The sequence below is a fragment of the Chroococcidiopsis sp. CCNUC1 genome, assembly GCF_023546805.1.
GTDB classification, from domain to species: domain Bacteria; phylum Cyanobacteriota; class Cyanobacteriia; order Cyanobacteriales; family Chroococcidiopsidaceae; genus Chroococcidiopsis; species Chroococcidiopsis thermalis.
In genome coordinates this window covers 37,859-58,421 of the sequence record NZ_CP097481.1, presented here as the reverse complement: position 1 = coordinate 58,421, position 20,563 = coordinate 37,859, and the positions used below count along the sequence as shown (strand labels likewise).

17 protein-coding genes are annotated in these 20,563 nt (G+C 45.9%); 15 read left to right on the top strand and 2 right to left on the bottom strand.

Features of this window, described 5'->3' with window-relative positions; translation table 11 throughout:
• Window positions 1–157: 157 nt before the first annotated feature.
• A complete protein-coding gene (locus tag M5J74_RS29670; protein WP_250017510.1) occupies window positions 158–409 on the bottom strand; it encodes a hypothetical protein in 252 nt (83 codons plus the stop codon).
• A gap of 330 nt (window positions 410–739) precedes the next feature.
• On the opposite strand from M5J74_RS29670, the gene M5J74_RS29665 reads away from it, so the two are divergent.
• Complete coding sequence (locus M5J74_RS29665; RefSeq protein ID WP_250017509.1) at window positions 740–1,624, top strand: lipase family protein; 885 nt, start codon at window positions 740–742, stop codon at window positions 1,622–1,624.
• 148 nt (window positions 1,625–1,772) lie between these two features.
• Here M5J74_RS29665 and M5J74_RS29660 read toward each other — a convergent pair whose 3' ends face one another.
• The gene (locus M5J74_RS29660; RefSeq protein ID WP_250017507.1) at window positions 1,773–2,699 is read right to left on the bottom strand and encodes a S1/P1 nuclease; all 927 of its coding nucleotides are present in this window, start codon (window positions 2,697–2,699) and stop codon (window positions 1,773–1,775) included.
• Between the two features lie 247 nt (window positions 2,700–2,946).
• Here M5J74_RS29660 and M5J74_RS29655 point away from each other — a divergent pair, with 247 nt between their 5' ends.
• The 14 genes from M5J74_RS29655 to M5J74_RS29590 all read left to right on the top strand — a co-directional run bounded on the left by M5J74_RS29655 (window position 2,947) and on the right by M5J74_RS29590 (window position 20,450).
• Entirely contained in the window at window positions 2,947–3,219 is a 273-nt protein-coding gene (locus M5J74_RS29655) for a hypothetical protein (protein ID WP_250017506.1), read from the top strand.
• Between the two features lie 162 nt (window positions 3,220–3,381).
• Window positions 3,382–4,770, top strand: a complete 1,389-nt coding sequence (locus tag M5J74_RS29650; RefSeq protein ID WP_250017504.1) for an alpha-amylase family glycosyl hydrolase — start codon at window positions 3,382–3,384, stop codon at window positions 4,768–4,770.
• A gap of 297 nt (window positions 4,771–5,067) precedes the next feature.
• Window positions 5,068–5,694, top strand: a complete 627-nt coding sequence (locus M5J74_RS29645; protein ID WP_250017502.1) for a hypothetical protein — start codon at window positions 5,068–5,070, stop codon at window positions 5,692–5,694.
• Window positions 5,695–5,917: 223 nt separating this feature from the next.
• Entirely contained in the window at window positions 5,918–6,259 is a 342-nt protein-coding gene (locus M5J74_RS29640) for a hypothetical protein (RefSeq protein ID WP_250017500.1), read from the top strand.
• A gap of 51 nt (window positions 6,260–6,310) precedes the next feature.
• Window positions 6,311–9,190, top strand: coding sequence for a hypothetical protein (locus M5J74_RS29635; RefSeq protein ID WP_250017498.1), 2,880 nt, complete (start codon window positions 6,311–6,313; stop codon window positions 9,188–9,190).
• A 59-nt stretch (window positions 9,191–9,249) separates the two neighbouring features.
• Complete coding sequence (locus tag M5J74_RS29630; protein ID WP_250017497.1) at window positions 9,250–10,014, top strand: hypothetical protein; 765 nt, start codon at window positions 9,250–9,252, stop codon at window positions 10,012–10,014.
• 95 nt (window positions 10,015–10,109) lie between these two features.
• Entirely contained in the window at window positions 10,110–11,279 is a 1,170-nt protein-coding gene (locus M5J74_RS29625; protein ID WP_250017495.1) for a hypothetical protein, read from the top strand.
• A 57-nt stretch (window positions 11,280–11,336) separates the two neighbouring features.
• Window positions 11,337–12,137, top strand: coding sequence for a hypothetical protein (locus M5J74_RS29620; protein WP_250017493.1), 801 nt, complete (start codon window positions 11,337–11,339; stop codon window positions 12,135–12,137).
• Window positions 12,138–12,174: 37 nt separating this feature from the next.
• Window positions 12,175–13,779 (top strand): TrbI/VirB10 family protein, encoded by a 1,605-nt coding sequence (locus M5J74_RS29615; RefSeq protein WP_250017492.1) that lies wholly within the window; start codon window positions 12,175–12,177, stop codon window positions 13,777–13,779.
• 51 nt (window positions 13,780–13,830) lie between these two features.
• Window positions 13,831–14,721 (top strand): hypothetical protein, encoded by an 891-nt coding sequence (locus M5J74_RS29610; RefSeq protein ID WP_250017490.1) that lies wholly within the window; start codon window positions 13,831–13,833, stop codon window positions 14,719–14,721.
• A gap of 3 nt (window positions 14,722–14,724) precedes the next feature.
• On the top strand, window positions 14,725–16,047 hold the full coding sequence (locus M5J74_RS29605) for a hypothetical protein (RefSeq protein WP_250017488.1): 1,323 nt from the start codon (window positions 14,725–14,727) through the stop codon (window positions 16,045–16,047).
• Window positions 16,048–16,104: 57 nt separating this feature from the next.
• The gene (locus tag M5J74_RS29600; protein WP_250017486.1) at window positions 16,105–17,850 is read left to right on the top strand and encodes a type IV secretory system conjugative DNA transfer family protein; all 1,746 of its coding nucleotides are present in this window, start codon (window positions 16,105–16,107) and stop codon (window positions 17,848–17,850) included.
• 36 nt (window positions 17,851–17,886) lie between these two features.
• The gene (locus M5J74_RS29595; RefSeq protein ID WP_250017485.1) at window positions 17,887–18,180 is read left to right on the top strand and encodes a hypothetical protein; all 294 of its coding nucleotides are present in this window, start codon (window positions 17,887–17,889) and stop codon (window positions 18,178–18,180) included.
• Complete coding sequence (locus M5J74_RS29590) at window positions 18,153–20,450, top strand: hypothetical protein (protein ID WP_250017483.1); 2,298 nt, start codon at window positions 18,153–18,155, stop codon at window positions 20,448–20,450. The genes M5J74_RS29595 and M5J74_RS29590 overlap by 28 nt, the downstream gene beginning before the upstream one ends.
• Window positions 20,451–20,563: the final 113 nt, after the last annotated feature.

Sequence of the window (20,563 nt, the reverse complement as noted above, 5' to 3'; positions counted from 1 at the left end):
ATGCCCTTTGTCGGTTGGTTAATGGCTTTTGTTTATGTAAAACCTCGGATTTGTAGCTTTTGGGGGGAAAATTAATAACTAAATCTTATTCTTCAGAATGAGAGCTGCGGCGCTCGGAGCGCAAAGTTTCTCTCTCACCTGATTGTTAACTGTTGAGTCAACTTGAAGCTGCTGCTTTGGCTCTCTTGACTAGCACGGGTCTGGGTTTCTTTTTCCTGTGTTTTGGGTCTTCTACGCTCCGAGAAGCTGAGGGGCGACAACTATCACAATACATTGGTCTGGGACCATAAGTTTCCCGTTCTGTGGGCTGGTCGCATTGCTGACAGATGAATTTATAGAAGCGTGTGTGGATCGTGCGTTCGTGAGCGCGTACCGTATACTTTCTGACAAAAACTCTTTTCGATGGCATTGAACTTAAATCGTAGCTGCTGCGTTGTTACTCATATGTTAGCTAAAAAGTATCTTCGTTCCGCTCCTCAAGGCAAGATGGGGGAACTAGAACTATTAGAATCAACAATAATTTGAGACAACGGGTGAGCGCTCGCCCGTCGGCTCTGGGGAGGCGCGATCGCTATCTGCGGGATGCATCAACAATAAGCGTGTAGACCATACCAATTCGGTATAATTCCTAAATTTTTGGAGTTAGACTGCCAAAGTGCAGCCATAACATTTTCAATGGAGTGCTAAAGCGCTGAAGTTCATTAAAATTAATTAAAAATTGCAGATTTAAAGAGATATTATGGCAAAGCACTATTTGATTTTCATTCATGGCATGGGCGAACGCAAGCCCGATGAGAACCCATTCTCCAGCTACGATGACCTGTGGGAGCGGATCGTCAAAAAATCAGGGATTGGTACAGAGGAGTTCGAGCGTAGGTTTGGTCGAATCTATACAGACTGGCACGTAGACCCGCTTCAGAAGGCTGCCAATACTCTTTTTGATGCCGCATTTCCTAACCTACAGAGGCAACCCATTAACCCCATGCGTGGTATTCGTGGCTTCATCAACTTCTTTCTGGGAGATGTTGTTGCTTATGTGTCAGAAGATGTTAATTTTATTCGCCGCACGGTTTGGAAGCAAATCTGGAAAGATCTCAAGCAACCCTTAGAGCAGGACGCAACTTACAGTATTATTGCCCATTCTCTGGGATCGGCGATCGCTTTCGATTATTTATTCCACTTGTTCCATCCTGAGAAACCCGATGATTTCTCATTTATTCCGAAACCCGATCCTGTTGCCAGACCAGAAGATAGAAATTTAGAGGAAATTACGCTTTCACCTGAGGAAATCAAACGCCTGAGAGAACAATTCTGCCATTTCTTTACAATGGGATCTCCGATTGGCTTATTTATGATGCGTAAGGGTTCGCTCTGGATGGAGGGAGAACCATTCGCAAAACTCTACAACCCAGTGCGGGGTGAAGGTCGGTTTTGGTACAACTTTTGGGATAGTGAAGATGCAATTGCCTATCCTTTAGCAGAGCTGTTTAAACGCAATCCAGAAAATGACAATCAAATATTAGAAGATGTTCCTGTTGAGACAGGATTTTTAATCTTCGATTCCCATACTCGCTATTGGGATAATAGAGATGTTGCCCAGAAAATTGCTAGTGTTATTGTTTGAGGTATCGATCTAAGGATGCGATCTGGAGAAGGGTTGAGCCGAAGCAGAACGCAATGAGTTAACTGCCGTGCAAGCTAAGCAAATGGCTGCGATCGCCACATCCAACGCGCTCCAATTTACAAACACAGCAGATCCAACACCTGCACGGCTAAAAAACTTGTTGAAGCAAGTCGGATAGTCGATATCCAGCCAGTACAGCCCGCCGCTCTCCCACTGCCTGAGCGCTACTAGCATAATCTGATGGCAACACTGGCGCATTCTCTTCATCGGGGCTGCCTGCAAGATTACCATTGCGATAGGCAACAACCCTAGCCAGTTCAAAACTTTCCGACTCAGCCCAATTGTCAAACTGCCGTTCGGATAACTCCGATAGTGCGTCGCGACTATAGTTTTGATTCAGGCGCAACCCTGTAGCGCGATTGCGGACGGTGCGAGCATTTTCCGAACCCAGGATTAAATCGTCCCAGAACCGATGCAAACTAATCGGGCTGGATGATTCTCTAGCGCGGATGTAAAAGCGGGTGCCGCCTCGATCTCCTTGGGGGTATTCGGTTGTGAATAGCGTGGAGGTATGCAGGGGTTGATGAACGTCTCCGGTTAGGTGAAACAACCAACACAGTGCTACAGCTCTCTCGCTGCCACTATTACCGCTGCGAACTAGGGCGAGATTCTCTTGAAAAGCATTAATAATGTTATCTGGATCTGGTTCTCGGACGGAAACCGAAGCTGGTTGCCCCTCTGGTCTGTATGGCAAGTTAATGTAGTGCCACCTGGGGCGGTCGAAGTTATCATTGCCGCGTATATCATCCGACCAACGGGCTGCAAGCATAAACAAAATCTGGTCGGAGTTGAGCGTAGAATCCGTGTTTTGGCTAAGTTGCGACGACCACCTGCTGTTGTACTCTGGGTGTTCCCTTAGAAGGTCGATCGCATTAGCTAATGCTTGGGGATCGTTTTGTTGCAGTTCGCTATACGCGATCGCCCCTGTGACCATATGCCCCGACCTATTCCACGCATAAGCTGGACTAGGTAGCAGCAAAAGGAACGAGATAACTAGAGTCAGGATAACAGACAAGGATCGTATGATGTTCGGACTAGGAAACTTAACGAGTCTATCCATGCATCAGAATTCGCTCCAAATCCAAGAGAATACCAAAATCTTCGATTAAATTACTATTTGTGGGAGATCGGCGCGGCTTTTCGCAACTAATCTCAACATGAACCCTGCTGTTCGTCTATCTTCTTAGTAAGTTACTATCTTTTAGAGTGAGCGGGTAAATTAAAAAGCTCTAGTCAAAACTGTGACTTAAGGTATTAGACCGATGCTGCTATTTATAAGCCGTTGCTGGGGATCGGTAATGGGAGCGATAATTGTGTTTCTTGGCATTGCCAGTTTAATGCCCGCGATCGCCACTGCACCTGCCCCGCCACAACTCGTCCCAGCTAAGTTAAAAGGTCAAGCCGTTTATGTTTTGTACTTAACTCGTAGTAGCGATAAAGTTTTAGTCCGCTGCTACCCAGGACAGCAACCCAAGGTGGAGGTACAAGCGAAAGCCGACGGCACTAAAGAAGGGACATTGACCTGTGGAAATTAAAATTTGCCTCAACTATGCTGCCTGCAAGTTGGCACATGAGTTTTTTCTACAACAGGATTTTCTTAAAAAGAATAGTAAATATCTAGAAACTAACTGAAAATCTCGACTATCCCAGTAAATAAATTGCTTTTAACCTATCTGCATTCAGCTTTCGAGAAATCTATGCATTTCAGGAAGTTTGCCTTTGTCTTGGCGATCGCTCTGGTAATAGCTTTTAACTTGCCTGGTTCAGCGCAAGTAGCAGAACAGCCCGTTGCTATTTTTCATGCTTTTAATCAAAACTATAACGATGTCAAAAAGTTTGTCTGCCAACTTGCTGACCAAGGATACTCTCACATCCAAATTGCTCCAGCACAGAAATCTAATTCTAGCCAAGAATGGTGGGCGCGATATCAACCTGTAGATTATGGCGTTATTGAAGGAAAAGGATCTCAAGCAGATTTACAACAGCTAATCGCTCAAGCTCATAAATGCAAAATTAAAGTCATTGCTGATGTTGTGTTCAACCACATGGCTAACTTAGGTGGTGGCGACGATTTTGAAGATTTAACTCAATTTCTAGGTCTGACTCAAGATGATTTTCATTCTGTTCCAGGCAATCCTGGCAAGAAACCCTGTGACATTAACTATAGCGATGGCAACAGAAATTCAGAACTGAATTGTTGGTTGGGGGGACTTCCCGATCTAAAATCTACTGCCAATGTGAAAAAAATTCAAAAAGCGCATTTAAAGAAACTGCTCAATTTGGGAATCGATGGATTTCGATTTGACGCTGCCAAGCACATGCCAGGGGATATTGTCAAAGAGTACGTCGATTATATTAATCGCGCAAGTAAAGGAAAGACCTGGAATTATCTGGAGGTAATTACAGATAGCGACACCCGTGCGGACGATTACAAATGGATTGCTGCTGTGACAGACTTTATCCTTTACAATTTTATGAAAGCAGCATTTACTAGCAGTGGAGATTTGCGCTCGCTACGAATTCCTATCGCCGTAGATGACTCGCGTAGCGTCACTTTTGGCAGAAATCACGATACGATTCGGGAGATTAATTCTAGTGCGATTAACCCCTACGACGATGCTTCTGACTCCTACCTGGCGACAGCTTACGTACTAGCAAGAGAAAGCGGCACTCCCTTAATACTCAACTGGGATAATGCTGATGCGCCGTACATCAAAACTGGCGTGAAGTTTCGTCAAATTATGCGCCAACGGGGTAAAGCAGGTGGCAACGTCAAAGAGAACGCTTTAGCTGCCGTTGACAGTTCAACTGTTTTGTTGATGGAAAGAGGAAATGAAGGATTTTTTGTGGTGAATAAAGCAGCAGGTAGCTTCGATATTCCAGCGTTGGATTTAACCCTGACAAACATAGAAGGATGTTATCGAGAACTGCGAAATCACTTTACGATTGCCGTTCAACGTCGTCAAAATGGCAAGAAATTTGTCACTCGCTGGGGAACGCAGAATCGAGGTGGTATGGAAGTTCAGAGACGCGATGCCCTTTACTTCATCCGCGAGCCTTGGCAGCGGTGTCAGACAAACAGTTAGCTTTTGTTTCTTCGCTCTTGCAAATGCAGCCGTAGAACCGCTCGGGGCGCGATCGATCTTTGATTCTCGATCGCGCTTGTTTGGGCATTTATGCGTATAAAAGATATACAACAGCATCAACTCGTTTCGTAGTTTTTCTCAACGCAGAAATCCGAAGGAAAATCAGAAGTTTATTAGCTGTAGTTGACGATTGGAAAAGCCAAAATGATTGTTATCAAGCATCTCTAAACAGAAAGCTCGATAAGTCTAGCTCTTCTAATTCACTTCACCACAACTATTTATCTGACAATTTCCAGCATGAAAACGCATTACGAGTTTGAGTCCGAAAGTAATGAATCTAGCTATACACAAGCCAGCAATTATCTACTAAGATCGCAGCGCAGTAAAAGAACATGGCGAGAAAAGAGTTCAATTGCAGCACTCATGGCTGTGGCTAGTGGATTGATGATTGTAGATATTTCCATTCACAATCTGGTTCTATCCAGTTTGATGTTTTTAACTTCGATTGTATTGATGCTACCGAAAGAAGCTAATGCACTGCTGCTCAATTTTGAAAAGTTACAGCGAAAATACGGCATCAACATTTATACGATTTTATTTTTTGTTGTCTCTACGATCTTTATCATAGATTTTGCTTCGGCACCCGCCAGCGCCCAGTTCATGAACAACGCAGAAACGTTTTTCAGAAACACCACTTACTTTCCTGGCATTAACGCACAAGTCGTTGGATTTATTTTTGCAATTCTGCGCGGGTTATTTTTAATTTACTTGGGTATTGCTTTAGTACGTATCGTGCAAGCCGCTAGAAATGACGAGGACTGGCAGATCCTTGCCAGAACGCCAATCATTGTTGCCGTGACTGTTGTGATTGGAGATATTCTAGCTGGACTCATAGTAGGTGGTGCTGGCGGTGGTGCTGCTTAAGATCGGACAACCCAAGCACAAGCCTGATGGGATTGACAAGGAGCAGTGAAAATCTGCTCCCAGATCTCAACCACACCGTCGCCGCAACCGATCCCGCAACGGTAAGTTTCTCTCAAATTTTGACATTCCTGGTTCCACTTCTCTTCAGTTAAGCATGTCAGTAGCAGCATTCCTAAAAAGAATTTCCCGCCCAATATTTAAAACATACAAAGTCAAGTCATAGATGAGCAAGCAAGAACGCGAATTTCGCAGCGTCAACCGCGTTTTAGGACAGCAACCCCGCCTCGGTCCGTTCCCCGCCGACCAAATCCTACCCTGGAGCGCGATCGCCTTAATTATGTACATGGCAGTCAAGGGATTTCTACAACTATCATGGCTGGCAACTGGAATCGCGATCGCCTGGGGTTGGGCGACATGGTGGACGGTCAGCGCCAATAAAGATTTTTTCGGTAAATTTATCGGCACGCCGCGAGTCACAAAAGGTTATAAATCGTTCGCTTCGCTGACAGGCACGCCAACGAGTAGAAAAATCAAGAAAAAAAGGCATCTACGTCGCCGCCGCTAATCTCTTGACCGACACAAGTTAGACCATTTTGAAACCGATAATATTTACATCATGAGAGCAACGAAGACAGCAAAATCAAAAAACAAAGTTGGCAGACAAGCATTAGATCCCGAACAAATAGGAGTTGTCAAAAATCTCACTCCTTTTGAAGATATCGTTCATTTAGCAGGGATTGTGAATATTTCCCTAGCCGATCGCCAAAATATAGGCGCTCTCGTCCTCAAGAAAAATGAAGACATTCAAATCAAGTTTTGTTTTGAAGCTAAAGGAATTCATTCATCTTTACCCCAAGAACAAATTCTGCCGATTTTTGAAAGAATCGAAGGCGGACTTAAAGAATTACCTGAAGGTGAAACGCTGACAATTCATGTCGGTTCGTTCGCTGACGACGATCGCCGCCAGCAGGAATTATTGAAAATCGAGCAAGGCTGCAATTTAGAACAGCTGCAACTATTGATGCGTTCCGAGCGCCTGCGGACGCGGGAATTAACTAAACTAGGCATTCGGAAAAATAAGTTTTTGCGTCTCTGGTGTACTTATACTGTGGCTGCATCAGAAGAAAGCCGCAACTACGACGCGATCGAAAGAGCGATCGAGCGGTTGCAAATCAGCTGGAAGCAATTTACCGGACAAATTCACGGTTTTCGCGCCGGACGAGTTGAAAATATTCTCCGCGATAGCTTCGCCAACGGATTTCAACTGTGGGAACAAATCCTCAGCAATACGATGGGATTGAACCTACGCGCCTTCACGGGCGAAAATATTTGGGAAGTGTTATGGCAGCAATTCAATCGGACTCAAATACCACCGATTCCTAACTCGCTTTACCTCGATGAAGAAAAACTGAGCGAAATTCAGACGAGCGACTTTCATATTCGCCATCATCTTCTAGAAAACGAAAACTCCATACCTTACCTAGACCGCGCTTGGGTTAAGCTTCAAGACGAATATATCGGTGTTCTCAACTTTAGTGAAAAACCAGGTGGATGGGTTGATGAATACTCGCAACTGCGTTATTTATGGTCGGTTTTGGCTAAAGATAAAGTCACTAATACTGAAGTTATCTGCCAACTGACTAAGGCTAATCAAAGCCTAGCTAAAGTTGCTTTACAACGCATTACCAAACAGTCCCTCACGGCTTCGGCAATGTCTGCCGATAGCAACTCGGTTGACGTTAAATCTAACATGAATATCGAGGAGGGGATCAAAGCACAAGAAACCATATACAAGGGCAACGTTCCCATCCACACCGCAGTAGTTTTTCTAGTACATAGAAAGACTAGAAAACAGCTTGACAATGCCTGCCGCTACTTATCAACTTGTTTTCTGCGTCCGGCAGTCGTAAATCGAGAAGTTGAATACGCTTGGAAGACGTGGTTGCAATGCACTCCCATAGTTTGGGAAAAATTACTGACAAGACCTTTCAACCGTCGCTTGCCATACTTCTCCTGCGAAGCACCAGGTTTGATGCCTTTGATGCAAACTGCCACTGGCGATCGAGAAGGCTTTGAACTGATTGCTGAGGAAGGCGGTACGCCAGTCCACATCGATCTATACAAACAACACAAAAATCTTGCCGTATTCGGTACGACTCGCTCCGGTAAATCCGTGGCTGTTTCGGGAATTCTCACTCCTGCTCTAGCACGAGGAACTCCCGTCGTCGCCCTCGACTATCCTAAGCCCGACGGCACTTCTACCCTCACCGATTACACTCACTATTTGGGCGATGATGGTGCGTATTTCGATATTACTAAAGAGTCGAATAACTTATTTGAGTTACCGGATTTAAGAGGATACGACTGGGAAACTATTAAAGAAAGAATGACAGATTTCAAAGAATTTTTGAAATCCGTACTCATGACAATGATACTTGGCACTAAACCAACTGGGACTAATTCAACTCGAATTTCTAATATTGAAAGCATATTAACTTTAGCATTGGAAACATTTTTCAACGATGACGATCTCAAGTTACGCTATAAGTTAGCGATAGAAAGGGGAGTCGGGACTGCTGAATGGCAAGACACGCCAACGCTGGAAGATTTTTATAACTATTGCTCTCCTGGTTATCTCAAGCTGGATACGATCGCTACTCATAGTCAAGAAGTTTTAGAGGCTTTAGACCAGATCAGATTGCGGTTAAAATTCTGGCTGAATTCGCGCGTCGGTCAGTCGGTCGCTCGCCCCTCCAGCTTCAGAACGGATGCCAGGTTGCTCGTATTTGCCTTGCGATCGCTCTCCAGCGAAGAGGATGCGGCAATCCTCGCCCTCAGTGCCTACGCTGCTGCGTTGCGCCGCGCTCTTTCGTCCAAGGTTTCCATTTTCTTTCTAGATGAAGCACCAATTCTATTTGAGTTTGAAGCGATCGCCGAACTGATCGGTCGGTTGTGCGCCAACGGAGCCAAAGCCGGAATTCGCGTCATCCTATCGGCACAAGAACCAGAAAGTATCTACAAGAGCAAGTCCGCAGCTAAAATCTTTGCTAACTTGACGACGCGCTTGATCGGTCGGATTCAATCGAGTGCTGTAGATCCGTTTGTCGAGCGTTTCAAGTATCCTTACGAAATTATTTCTCGCAACTGTACGGAAGCATTCTTTCCTAAAAAGGAAAGCATTTATTCGCAATGGTTGCTCGACGACAATGGCAAACTCACATTCTGTCGTTACTATCCGCCACACTGCTTGCTTGCTACTGTTGCTAACAATCCAGACGAACAAGAATTGCGCGGTCTGTACCTCAACAAATATCGCCACGATCCCATGCTCGGTATCGTGCGCTTTTCGGAAACTTATGTCAAGATGATTCGCGGCGAACAACTAACAGATGAAGCGATAGAGCTATTAGCAATTGCTAATAGTATAGTCTCTTTTAGAAAAGCGAAGTTACCGGAAGAATCTCCAGATTTTGAACCTCAAAGAATGAGGGTTTAGCAAATATTTATAACCAACCGGTAGATAAAAACCGCGCTTACACCTACACGTTCAGCTACATGAAATCTAAACTCAAGCCAAGAAAAATACAGTTAATCGGAGCCATGCTGGTATTTGGCATCCTGCTACAGTCAACGCCAAGTTACGCTCTGTCGCTGAATATTAGTGATTTCTTCAACGACATATTGGATGAATTCAAAGGTTACTTTGACGAGTTAAAGAACGAACTGAGCCAACAGATTGAAGCAGACTGGGGTGGATTGAAACAAGATGCCAAGTCAGCGATTGACGAGTCAATTGGCGAGATGAACGTTCCCGACCCAGTGAGCGGTGCAGAAAAACTGCGTGAAAAGCTGAAAACCAAAGGAACGCCAATGGAAAGTAACACGGTTGTCGGCGCGATTGAAGCTGGTCGTCAACTCGAACGCCAAACTGTCCGTGCATCTGTTGCCAGCGTTTTGGGCGAAGAAGGTCAAGCTCGTACCAACAAGGAAATTGAATCGACTCAAAAAACTGTGGATGAAGCTAAAAGTCTCGGCGATAATGCCCAAGAAATGGATGCTTCGCAAAACATCCTCAAAGCGATCGCCGCTCAAAACGCTCAAGTTGTATCGATGCTCGGACAATCTCGTACCGACGAGTTGCAAGCCCGCCAGGATGCAGCTAACACTAACTTGATGTTGGAACAAATAGCCGAGAACGGAGCCAGCGATCGCCGCCGTCAAAGTCTAGCGATGGATGGCGAACTGGCAACCCAAATATCAATTGGAGGCTGGACTCGCCTCCGCGCTACGACTCCTGACTCTGCATCACAAAGCAACTAGCGGATCTTATCCCGATGCCATGCTTACAGCTATCTCTGCACGCAGAGATAGCAAACGAGCGAGAAATTTTTTAACTATTCAAGCTATACAACTATATGGTTTTTCGTTATTTGTTACTTCAAGTAGACCCTAACTTCGGTCAAGACGTACTCGAAGCCGCGCAGGGAGGGGCATTACTGGTAGCTGAGAGTTTCGACGAGTTGTGGAACGAAACAATTAACGGCGGCTTATATCGCTCTTTGTGTATCGTCGGTTTCGCGTTTGCGCTTGCCATGCTTGCCCTATTTATGGTTCAGTTCGCTCGAAACTGGATGAATGACGACTACCAACCAGCTCTTGCCAGCTATCTTTGGCCCATCATCGTCATCTGTTTGCTTTTCGGTAACGGCTACCTGCTTGCCAACGGTACGCTGGCGCTGCGTAACTACATGAATCATATCGATCAAATCATGTTAGGAAATGCGGCAAGGGGTGCAGACTTGGACGTTGCCTTCAGCCGAGCGATGGGCGACATTCAACTGCGCCGAATGGTTGGCAATGCGATTCAACGCTGTAATGAAAGGGGAGGTACGCCCCAACAAGTTAACGATTGCTTGGTGCAAGCAAGAGAAGAACTAGAGGCATACGCGCCACAACTGTTTCCCAGCGAGCAAAATGCTAACGAGAATGACTGGTTCTTCAGATCGCTCAGAGCGATTGGTGCGGCGATCGCGCTGACAAATCCACTGGCAGGTGCAGTAGATGGTGCCACTGGCGGCAATCTCGCCAACACGGTCGGTAATTTTGCAATGGAGACGGTTGGCTCCGCCGTGACTGGTTTGTCCGCCACTTGGTTGCTTGCCATCAATAACGCTTACCAGTGGGGGGTTGAAATCTGCTGGATTATTGTTGCCTTGCTCGCACCGATGGCGGTTGGAGCTTCGCTGACACCCTACGGTCAAAAACCAATCGTTGCTTGGCTGGCAGGATTCTTCGCCGTAGGCATGGCAAAGTTTTGCTTCCACATCATGCTCGGACTTTGCGCTCAGTTGATTAGCACCGCGCAAGCAAACCAACCAATGATTTTTCTTCTGTTTATCAGTATCATATCGCCGCTGCTGGCAAGTGCAATGGCTGCTGGCGGCGGCATGGCTGTCCTGAACGCACTGACGAAAGGAGTTGAATGGGTGGCTAGTGGTGCGATGACGGCAGGGACGGCTGGAGTGACATCGGGAGCAAAGATAGCAACGGCTGCGGCTGCTTCCCGTTTCGGTAGGCGCTCTTAAGGAAATTAAAAATTCAAAGTCAAACAAGAGTCAAACAAGAAAGTAAGTATCGCTCGTATGACATCCACGAAAGAAAAAAAACAGGTTCCTCAACTGCTCAGCTACGGTAAATCGATCCCTAACTCAGTTGGAGTTGTCGTTGTCACCTTAACTGCCATCAGCAGCATCTCGTTGGTAGTACAGCTCGCCAACCTCGGCGCTGCTATGAATCTCAACCGCTATACCAAAGGCATGACGCTCGTACAGCTTCAAGACGGTACGACAATTCCCGCTCAGCCCCTCGGTCCGAATCAATATACCAACAACACGATCGAAAAGTTTGTCTCTGACAGCATGGTGAAGCTGTTTAATTGGGACGGATTGATCCAGTCCACTGAAAATGGCGAGGTCGTGACAAAAAAAGACGAAGGGGTGAATGTCGAAGTCAAAAACAAAGGTTTGGTGAAAATCCCTACTAAAGCTAGAGACGCAGCCTTTGCCCTATCTGAAAAACATGACTTTCGCGCTAGTTTTCTCAGAAAGCTGACCGAGTACGTGCCCCCTGGCTTATTTAACGGCAACGCTCAAGTGGCGTTGGTGCCTCGCTACTTTTCCGAACCGCGCAAGATTAGCGAGGATAAGTGGGAAGTTGACGCGATCGCCACGCTGGTCACGTTCTCTCGCCGCGACAATGCTGGTAAGGGTATGGCTTTCAACAAAACCATCGTCGTGCAAAAAATCCATTCTCCCCAATCGCCGCCAGATACGACCGACTTAGCAAAGACTATTTACAACGCCCGCAAATCGGGGTTGGAAATTGTCGAAATCTATGACTTCGGGCTGGGCAAGCCGCCAGAAAAAGTAGCCAACACAAAATAATTTTCACCGAGATCCCCGCATTATCAAAAATCAGTTTATGACACAAGCAATAGACGAACTTTTACCGCTAGAAGATGACAGCAACTCCTCAAATTCTGCCTCTTCTGTAGATAACTTCGATGAAGATTTAGAAGATGAAGACCTGGAAATAGAAGATCCCGCCCAAGTACGGACTCAGCATTCCTTTGTCACGTCACCCTTCTCTCGTCTGGGTACGATTGGCGGTGTTTTTGGTGTCGGTTTTCTCGTAGTTTACTTCAGCCTCAACAACGTAATGAACGGTAGTAGCGAACCGATTATTGCCAAAACAGCAATCATACCTCAAGATAACACTGTAGAGTCGAAAAACAGCGACGGCGATATCTATGCCAAACTCGCACTGGCTAAACAAAAAGAAGAGTTGGCTGCTTTGGGCAAACCACCAGCTGACAAAGTAGAAACCTCGCCCAAACCAGCAGCTACACCAGCACCACCCCGTACTGTTGTCGTCAGACAAGCAGTACCACCCGCCCCGCGACCTGTTGCTTCGCCAGCAACAATGCCTGCGCCTCGAATCGCAATCGCACCAGCAGCGCCTAAAGACCCGTTTGCCGAATTAGAACGCTTACGCAGTATTGGCTCTATCGGTAAGATCGAGTACGGTGACAAATATGCCAGTGCTAGTCTTGCCGATGGTAGTAATTCTAGTACTGGTGGTAGCGATCGTTCGCTGCCCTATTTAGATCCAGCCCGCGCTACAGCAGCCGAAACAGAAAATAACGTCCCAGAACTCAAATCAACGCAAAATGATGGCGATTCCTCCTTCGAGTCGGACAGCAGCAGTCCCGACGCGATCGAACAACTCAAACCGAGATGGCAGCCGTCACTCTCACCTACTGCAAGGAAAGCTACTGCCTCAAACGCTGGCGATCGCCCCCTTACCCTTGCTGCCACACCTAACGCAACGCTAGCTAGTTACGACTACCTCCCAGAAGAAGCACAAATTCTATCAGGCAAGCAACCGCAATACCTAACGATCGGTTCTCATGCTAGTGCTACCCTTGTAACTCCACTTTTCCTTTCCCAACAACGCGACGATCGTTCCAGTGGTAGTAAACGCAGATTTGTTGCCCGCCTGGACGAACCGCTGATGGCTAACACGGGTGAAATCGGCATTCCCGCTGGCACGCTTGTAGCGATCGCCATGACTTCTGTAGATAGTGCTTCCCAAGTTCATGCCGAAGTGACTGCTATTCTCAAAGACGAAACCGAGTATCCCGTTCCTGGTGGTGCGATCGGCATATCGGGTAAGAATAGCAGTCCGCTAATTGCCAAAAAAATGCAGAACAAAGGTAAGGAGATGGCTGGGTTCGATCTGACGCTAGGTGCAGTTGCAGGTCTAGCCAGTATTGGCGAGATCGTGAACCAACCCGATGAAGAAGTGGTAGACGACTTGCCCTTTGGTGGTACCCGCACTCGCCGCACGCACAAGCGTCGCTCGATGACGGGTGCGTTTCTACAGGGTGCTTTCGGTCAACTTGCCGATTCGATTAGCAGCCGCACTCAAAAAGCTACCGATGAAATTGCCCAGCGTCCCGATATTTGGTATATCCCGCAAAACACCAAAATTGTCGTTGAAGTCGATCGCTCGCTGAAGCTGTGAGCCTTCATCCAAAATTACCCGTATCGCCTTGTCAATTACAAGAGACCTGTTGTGAAACCTATTATCTTTTCTTCTTTTCTCCTCACCACCATAGGCGCGATCGCCATAGCGAATTTAGCGCCTTCCCCAGCTTACTCTGCCCCCATCAGTACGGTGCGCTCGCTCAAAGCCAGTTTGGTAACGGGCAGGCAAGCACGACTACAAACAGTTAAAGCATGGCCTGGTCATGGGGTATCCATATCCTTCTTCGAGACAGGGGAAGTCATCAGAAGGGCTTGGCTAGATCGCAGCAAAAAGTCCAGATTTATCATCGATGTTGATGGCTGTTTATCAGGACTGGGCAGGGACTGCGAAAATCCAGGGGCGGGACTGATTCACATCAGCGCGATCGATGGAGTCACGATTCCAGGATTGCCAAACGCACCCTATGGCGAACACTTGACTGTGATTACCGAATCCAACGGTCAGAAAAAAAGCTATCACTTTCGACTCGTACCTGGTACTGGCGCTCCCGAATACAGCGAAATCTCGATCGAAAACGATTTAGAGCCGCTGTCAGATGAAAGCAAGCCCAGACCGAATCCCTACGCCGCTGCCGATGCTCAATGGGTAACTAGGGGAATGCAGGTGGCACTGTCCAATCAGTGGATCGACGCGCAGGGAACTCTGTGGCAAAGACTGACTCACCTTGTAGGCGAACTCCAATCCGGTGCGGACGCGAACGCGGCTGCGGCAAATGCCGGAGTATCGATGCAGTTAGTAGAAAAGCTGATGCAACTGGGAGGCAAGCGTTTTCCTGCCATGTTGCCTCCTAACAACGCTACTTTCTCTACCCCATCTACTGTACGTAGAGCGCCAACTGTAACTCCTACCCCAACCGTGCCTGCTAGATCCACCTCAGCAACTAACAAACCAACTGTCGTCAATTCTTACGGAAGGTAAATTATGGAAAAAGCGTATAACGACTCCAACTGTTCGAGCCTCGTCACTACTCCCGTCCCGACCGCAGATTCAGACACAAATATAACTGCCAAACAACCTACAACTAGCTACACCAGATCGCACGGTAAAAGAGATCGATATTTACTGACTCTGGGATTTATCGCCGCCATCGCCCTGCACGCCCTCAAAGCTGGAGCTGCTACGCCAGAGGAGGCGATCGTAGTTACTAACGCCAATCCGAGCAATTCTTCTTTTCCGACTCGCTACTATAGCGGAGTCCCAGTACCCGACTGGGACAATATTACGTTCAAAAACATAGTGTTTTCTGAAGCGGGTGGAACTGAATTGCCCAACATCAAAAGTCGGGGCATGAAGGCTAGACGGGTTTGGCAAGCCGGACAGAGCGTTGCCGACGTGATGGAATTGGGTGACTTTGAAGCATCTGAGTTTGGCATTGAAAAGCTAACTGTCCGCAATATTGCTAGCATGACAGGCGCGAACTTAAAAACGCTCAAGCTCGATAGCTTGGAGCTAACCAAGTGGCAGACAATTGCAGACTTAACTAAAGCAATCCCTGGCTTAGGCAAGTTGCAAGTGGCAGACGTGCCGCCGATTCGCGATCTAGTTGCCAAACTCGCTCGCTCCTATGCCCTGGACAACCAAACGATCGCCAGCCTGCTCGAAACCTACCCAGTACTAAGGAATATAGAGTTGGGTAAATATATCAATCTGGGCAATTACAAACTAACAGATATTCCAGGGTTGACAGATGCGGCGCTGCAAAAGTTTGCTAATTGGCAAAATAATATCATTAGCAAAGTGCCTGGTTTAGCACTCCTGCCATTTGGTAGTTTCCCTGGCATCCCTGCCGCAGATCTTACTGCTGTTGGTAAAGTTGACCTGCCACTGGGGACGCTAGAAAGCGATCGCCATAGATCGATTTCGGGTAGCGATCGCTCTGGGTTTAACGTATCCTGCGAGTCTAAATGCGCCCACATTGAATTGGCAGGCAGTGGCGAGTTGACTGGAGCGCAATGGATCTCTGGAAAGAACCAAAAAGTTAGGGGTGGTTTCGGAGTTTTGGGCAATCTCTTCGATCGTAGAGAACCGACTGGTCGCCACCCCTTCGGCAAGAGCTTCAAGCAAGTAGTATGGAATGTCAATGAAGGGAACGGCAGCATTACAACTGCTATGTTCTTCCGCATCTGCAAGCGCGGCATACCCGACCTCGGTTGTAGTCCCTATGGCATCGGTCCGGTTCAGTTCCTCAATTACAAAGAAATGGATGCTATTTTGTTGGGTCGCCCCCTCAGCGTTCCTCGGTGATAGTCGCTGCGAGCAATTAAAGGTAAGGCATTTTTTTCAAGATATCTTTTCAAGAATATGACCCAAGAAGTTAACAGAAGCTTTGTTAAGGAAGTTAAAGTAAGCGATAATTCTGCTCGCGCAGTTAACGAATATACCGATAAGCTAATCTCGCCTTTCCTCTCTACTCAAGGATTGATATTAGCTGGGGGAATTTTGACACTGGTAGCATTACAAGTGCTAGATAAGGGCAATAAGAAAAAGCTAGCTAGTAGCTATTGGGGTAGTAATGCTGAAATAGCAAATGCAAAAAAAATAGCTGTAAAACAGATAAAACAACCGCGATGTGACAGTGCAGCTTTATGGATTGGCGCGAACAAATTAGACCGAAACAATCTGTATATACCAGATATCCAGCGGGGAACGGCAGCAATTGGTGGACCTGGTAGCGGTAAGACGGCAAGTGCTATTCTGCCGATGATTTATGCCGCGATCGAGCAAGAGTTTGGTATTGTTATTTATGATTTTAAGTATCCTTCGCTAGCTAAAATAGCTAGTTATGCTAGAAAAAAGGGGTATGACGTACATATTTTTGCTCCAGGTTTTCCCGAATCAGAAGTCTGCAACCCGATTGATTTTCTCCGAGATAGTAGCGATGCCGAAACTGCAAGACAGCTAGCTACGGTGATCAATAAAAACTTTAGGCTAGCTGGGAATACTAATGAAGATGCTTTTTTTGGTCCGGCTGGCGATCAGTTAACGCAAGCAATTCTGATGCTGGCTAAAGAATTTGAAAGTAAAGATAATCCCAACCAAAGCTACGCAGATATCATGACTGCTGCTGCCATTTTATCTAGCGAAAAGATGGTAGAGCGATTGAAATCAGCTAATTTGAATCCGTGGATCAAGATTGCCTTCGGTCAATTATTCTCGTCTGCTGATTCGGAGAAAACTGTAGCTGGAATTGCGGGTACGGCATCGTTGATGTTCACTCGCTTCATGGCTAAAAACACTCTCGGATGTTTTGTCGGTAAGACTACCCTACCCCTGGAAGTGAAGCGCCAGCAGATGATTATCTTCGGACTCGACCGAGAACGTCGAGACGCTGTCAGTCCTCTCATGACTAGCATTCTGCACATGGTAATATCGCGCAGTATTGCCAAAAGGCGCGAAGACCCCTTGGTTGTCGCCCTAGACGAGTTACCCTCAATTTATTTACCCGATTTATATAGATGGCTCAACGAGTCGCGCTCTGAAGGTTTTTGCGGTATTTTAGGTTGGCAGAATATGGGTCAGCTGGAAAAAATCTATAGCAAAGAAATTGCCAAAACCATCCTTGGTGCTTGCGGTACTAAATTTGTCTTCAACCCTGGTGAAGAAGAATCAGCCCGCCAATTCTCAGCCTATTTAGGCGAGGAAGAGATTAAATACAAACAGAAATCGCGTACCAGTGGTGGGGGCAAGACAAGTACTTCTATTAGCAACCAAGAAAAGACGCGCAAATTATTTGAATCAGCACAATTCCTCAAGCTACCGCAAGGTAAATGCGTGTTGATTAACCCAGCCTACAGCAATAAAAAAGAAGGTTCCGTACCTATACTGAAAAAAATTAAAATTCCCAAAACCATCGAGTCTTGGGAAGAACTAAATCAAAGTTCGTGGCACAAGTTGAGAATGAGATTTGCAAAAAGAAGTACTCAAAAATGCCCCAGTCAAGAAGATTTGGAGAGCAGAATGGCTGAAGTGAACAAACGCTTTCCTATTCCTCAGCAATCCCAACCAACCAAAAATCAACCCCTAGTAAATCTTCAAGGTTTATTTTGACACAACTCTACCAATTCCCTGCCCAGTGTATTTCAAATGATCGATCTTCCATTAGAGCGAGAAATCGAAAAGTATCAGAAGCTATCCCGTTGGTCTCACCAATTTCCTCCCAGCATCGAAACCCACTACTTCGATTCCATTCTCGTCTACTACTACAACCGCGATCGCCCAGACAATATCTATTGCGCCACCCTCATAGCAGGTGGTGCTAAACCATCGCTGATTGTCATCCGCTTCGATCGGCAGCTTGTCTTCGTTCAATACAAAAATACCGTCCTTCTAGATAGATTACCTACACTACCATGTACGACGAACGCGCCACAGAATTAGGGCATTATTACACGAGAATTACAGATAAATCTGTAGAGACGCTCTACTCTATGGGTAGAGAAATAACCAACTCGATCGCAGAAATTATCAAACTTATCTTTGATAAACTGAGAGAAGATCGAGAAGAACAACCAGAAAAACTCGCTCGCGTTCGCGCGGATATTGGCAGCGATACTTACGTTCTTTCCCGCGATCGGGATCTGCCCGATGCTTGGAAGTGGGAGAAATTAGATTCTGTGGCGGATCGATATCGAGCAGAAGCGCCAACTGAATTTCAATTACAGGCTATTTCCCAACGGTTAGCAACAGACGTGACCGATCGCCTCAGTCAAACCGACGATCGCCAACCGTGTCTGCAAATTGTTGGCACGACTGAATCTGGCAAAGAAGTTATCCTCTACAGCCAAGACGAAACGGGAAATTGCAAGACGAATCTAGCTACCCAACTTCTGACACCAGAAGAATTGACTGCATTGACTGACTGCACTTCCAACGTCCAGCAGCCGCTGGTTGCTGCTGGGGCAGTTTTTTCATTAGAAGATCGACCGGAAGGTACGTCATTCCAAAGCAATCCTCCAGCTGCCGAACAACTCGATAGTCAGGATTTATTGTCGCTTAAACAAGAACTAGAAAGTAATTTAGTGTTAGCAGTTAAATTAATGGCAACACGCAGCCAGAAGGCGGAAGAGCTAACTCAATTGAGTAAAAGTATAGCTGCTAGTGAAAGCTCACCTCGGTTAGGAGAAACAGTGAAAGATTTAGCATCTATTGACGAGCGGATAGCTAACGTATTTCTCCAAAGTGCTGCCACGATTAAAAATTATCAACAGCAACTAGAGGAGCTTGCTTCAAATTTAGTAGTAGACCGCAACTCGGAGCGAGTTAAATCTACAGAAGTAAGCCAAGATAGCGTTACAGCAAAAAATACCGTTTCCAGTCAGCCACGGCAAGCAAGCCAAGCGCAAAATCAAAATTCAGTTACACCTAAAACTGCTGTTGAATATACTTACAAGCAAGTACTCGACAGTCCAAAAATCCAAACTGGGACTAAACAATGGGTGCGTCAGCTCCACATTCCTATTTATAAAATTCTCAGTCAAAAATTAGAGCGCCAGCGCCTTGCATCTGAGAATAAAAAGATTGCTAAGACAGCTGCGGCACTACTAAAACGATACGGACAAATTCAAACTGATGGTTCGCTGTTGTATCGTAGCGATGCCTTTGCAATTATCAAACAAGGTGAAAAGTTTGCGATTCATCGCCGCCAAGACGAATTACAAGGTTTCAAACAGCCTTTGATGGAATTTAAACTAGAGCGAAATGGCACGCCTAAAATTACTGGGCGATCGAAGGAGATGCTACCAGCAGAACGGCAGGAATTTGTGATGGTAGCAGAACGCTTGGCAGACAGGAAAACACTGCGATCGCTCTCTACATCCGACCTCAGAGATGTGGCTAATACTCTAGGTTCCCTCGCACCTGCGGGAACGCTCGCGACTTTAGAAAGTTTCAAACAAGTTGAATTGCTTGGAACGCTGAATGGGATTCTACAAAAGGCAAAAACAGATAAACTGACTGTGGGTGAATTAACGATTGTTCGCCGCCGCGACCCAGAGCATAACAAAGCGAGTTTATCTTTATATAAAACTACAGTTAATGGCGATCGGCAAGAACTGGTTGAATTTCAGCTTGAAAAAAGAGCTGAAGGAATTTCTCAAGAAATTACCAAAATGAATATTTCTGAGTCAGATATTAATTATATTAAGCTGATGGCTCAAAAAGCACAGTTGTTCGATCTGGAGCAGCTATTTAATAGTACTAACATTAACAGTATATCTACCGCTCGGTCTCAACAATTAAACGAAAACCAGGAAATAAAAGGTATTGGCGATCTTGCCCTGACTCTTCATCCTTTCCTAGCCCAAGAATGGAATCATCTTCAATCAAATAAACAACTTAACTCTGGTATCATGATGCAAGGAAACGACGAGATGAATGAGAAGATTCGAGTAAATAATGGTAAGCTCTCTATTGCAGAGCAGCGAGAGATGTATTTTAAGATTGTGGCTGCTAAGGTAGTTGAATCGGAGTCAAAAGCTGAGAAAAGTATTGACTTGATTCCCTTAAAACAGATTATGAAAGACCTACAACAGCAGCGCCAACAAGTTATTCAACAAACCTATACTCCTAAAAGTGAAATTTATCTGGATTCTAAAGTAGCAGATCGCACTAATGGTGTTGCTTCTAAAAGTAGAGATTTATCACTATAGCACTTGCTTTTGACTAGAGTGTTAATCTGCTACTATAATAGCGATAACGCTTTTATAGTATTTGTAAAACTTAGTAGTTACTTCAACTTAAGCCTAGAAGGTTCAATTTTTCC

What these genes read in the sequence shown, in the direction of transcription:
- M5J74_RS29605 (WP_250017488.1), top strand. Translation starts at nt 14,725, where the DNA reads ATGGAAAAAGCGTATAACGACTCCAACTGTTCGAGCCTCGTCACTACT.
- M5J74_RS29630 (WP_250017497.1), top strand. Translation starts at nt 9,250, where the DNA reads ATGAAATCTAAACTCAAGCCAAGAAAAATACAGTTAATCGGAGCCATG.
- M5J74_RS29590 (WP_250017483.1), top strand. Translation starts at nt 18,153, where the DNA reads ATGTACGACGAACGCGCCACAGAATTAGGGCATTATTACACGAGAATT.
- M5J74_RS29665 (WP_250017509.1), top strand. Translation starts at nt 740, where the DNA reads ATGGCAAAGCACTATTTGATTTTCATTCATGGCATGGGCGAACGCAAG.
- M5J74_RS29650 (WP_250017504.1), top strand. Translation starts at nt 3,382, where the DNA reads ATGCATTTCAGGAAGTTTGCCTTTGTCTTGGCGATCGCTCTGGTAATA.
- M5J74_RS29600 (WP_250017486.1), top strand. Translation starts at nt 16,105, where the DNA reads ATGACCCAAGAAGTTAACAGAAGCTTTGTTAAGGAAGTTAAAGTAAGC.
- M5J74_RS29640 (WP_250017500.1), top strand. Translation starts at nt 5,918, where the DNA reads ATGAGCAAGCAAGAACGCGAATTTCGCAGCGTCAACCGCGTTTTAGGA.
- M5J74_RS29595 (WP_250017485.1), top strand. Translation starts at nt 17,887, where the DNA reads ATGATCGATCTTCCATTAGAGCGAGAAATCGAAAAGTATCAGAAGCTA.
- M5J74_RS29625 (WP_250017495.1), top strand. Translation starts at nt 10,110, where the DNA reads ATGGTTTTTCGTTATTTGTTACTTCAAGTAGACCCTAACTTCGGTCAA.
- M5J74_RS29645 (WP_250017502.1), top strand. Translation starts at nt 5,068, where the DNA reads ATGAAAACGCATTACGAGTTTGAGTCCGAAAGTAATGAATCTAGCTAT.
- M5J74_RS29670 (WP_250017510.1), bottom strand. Translation starts at nt 409, where the DNA reads ATGCCATCGAAAAGAGTTTTTGTCAGAAAGTATACGGTACGCGCTCAC.
- M5J74_RS29635 (WP_250017498.1), top strand. Translation starts at nt 6,311, where the DNA reads ATGAGAGCAACGAAGACAGCAAAATCAAAAAACAAAGTTGGCAGACAA.
- M5J74_RS29620 (WP_250017493.1), top strand. Translation starts at nt 11,337, where the DNA reads ATGACATCCACGAAAGAAAAAAAACAGGTTCCTCAACTGCTCAGCTAC.
- M5J74_RS29615 (WP_250017492.1), top strand. Translation starts at nt 12,175, where the DNA reads ATGACACAAGCAATAGACGAACTTTTACCGCTAGAAGATGACAGCAAC.
- M5J74_RS29655 (WP_250017506.1), top strand. Translation starts at nt 2,947, where the DNA reads ATGCTGCTATTTATAAGCCGTTGCTGGGGATCGGTAATGGGAGCGATA.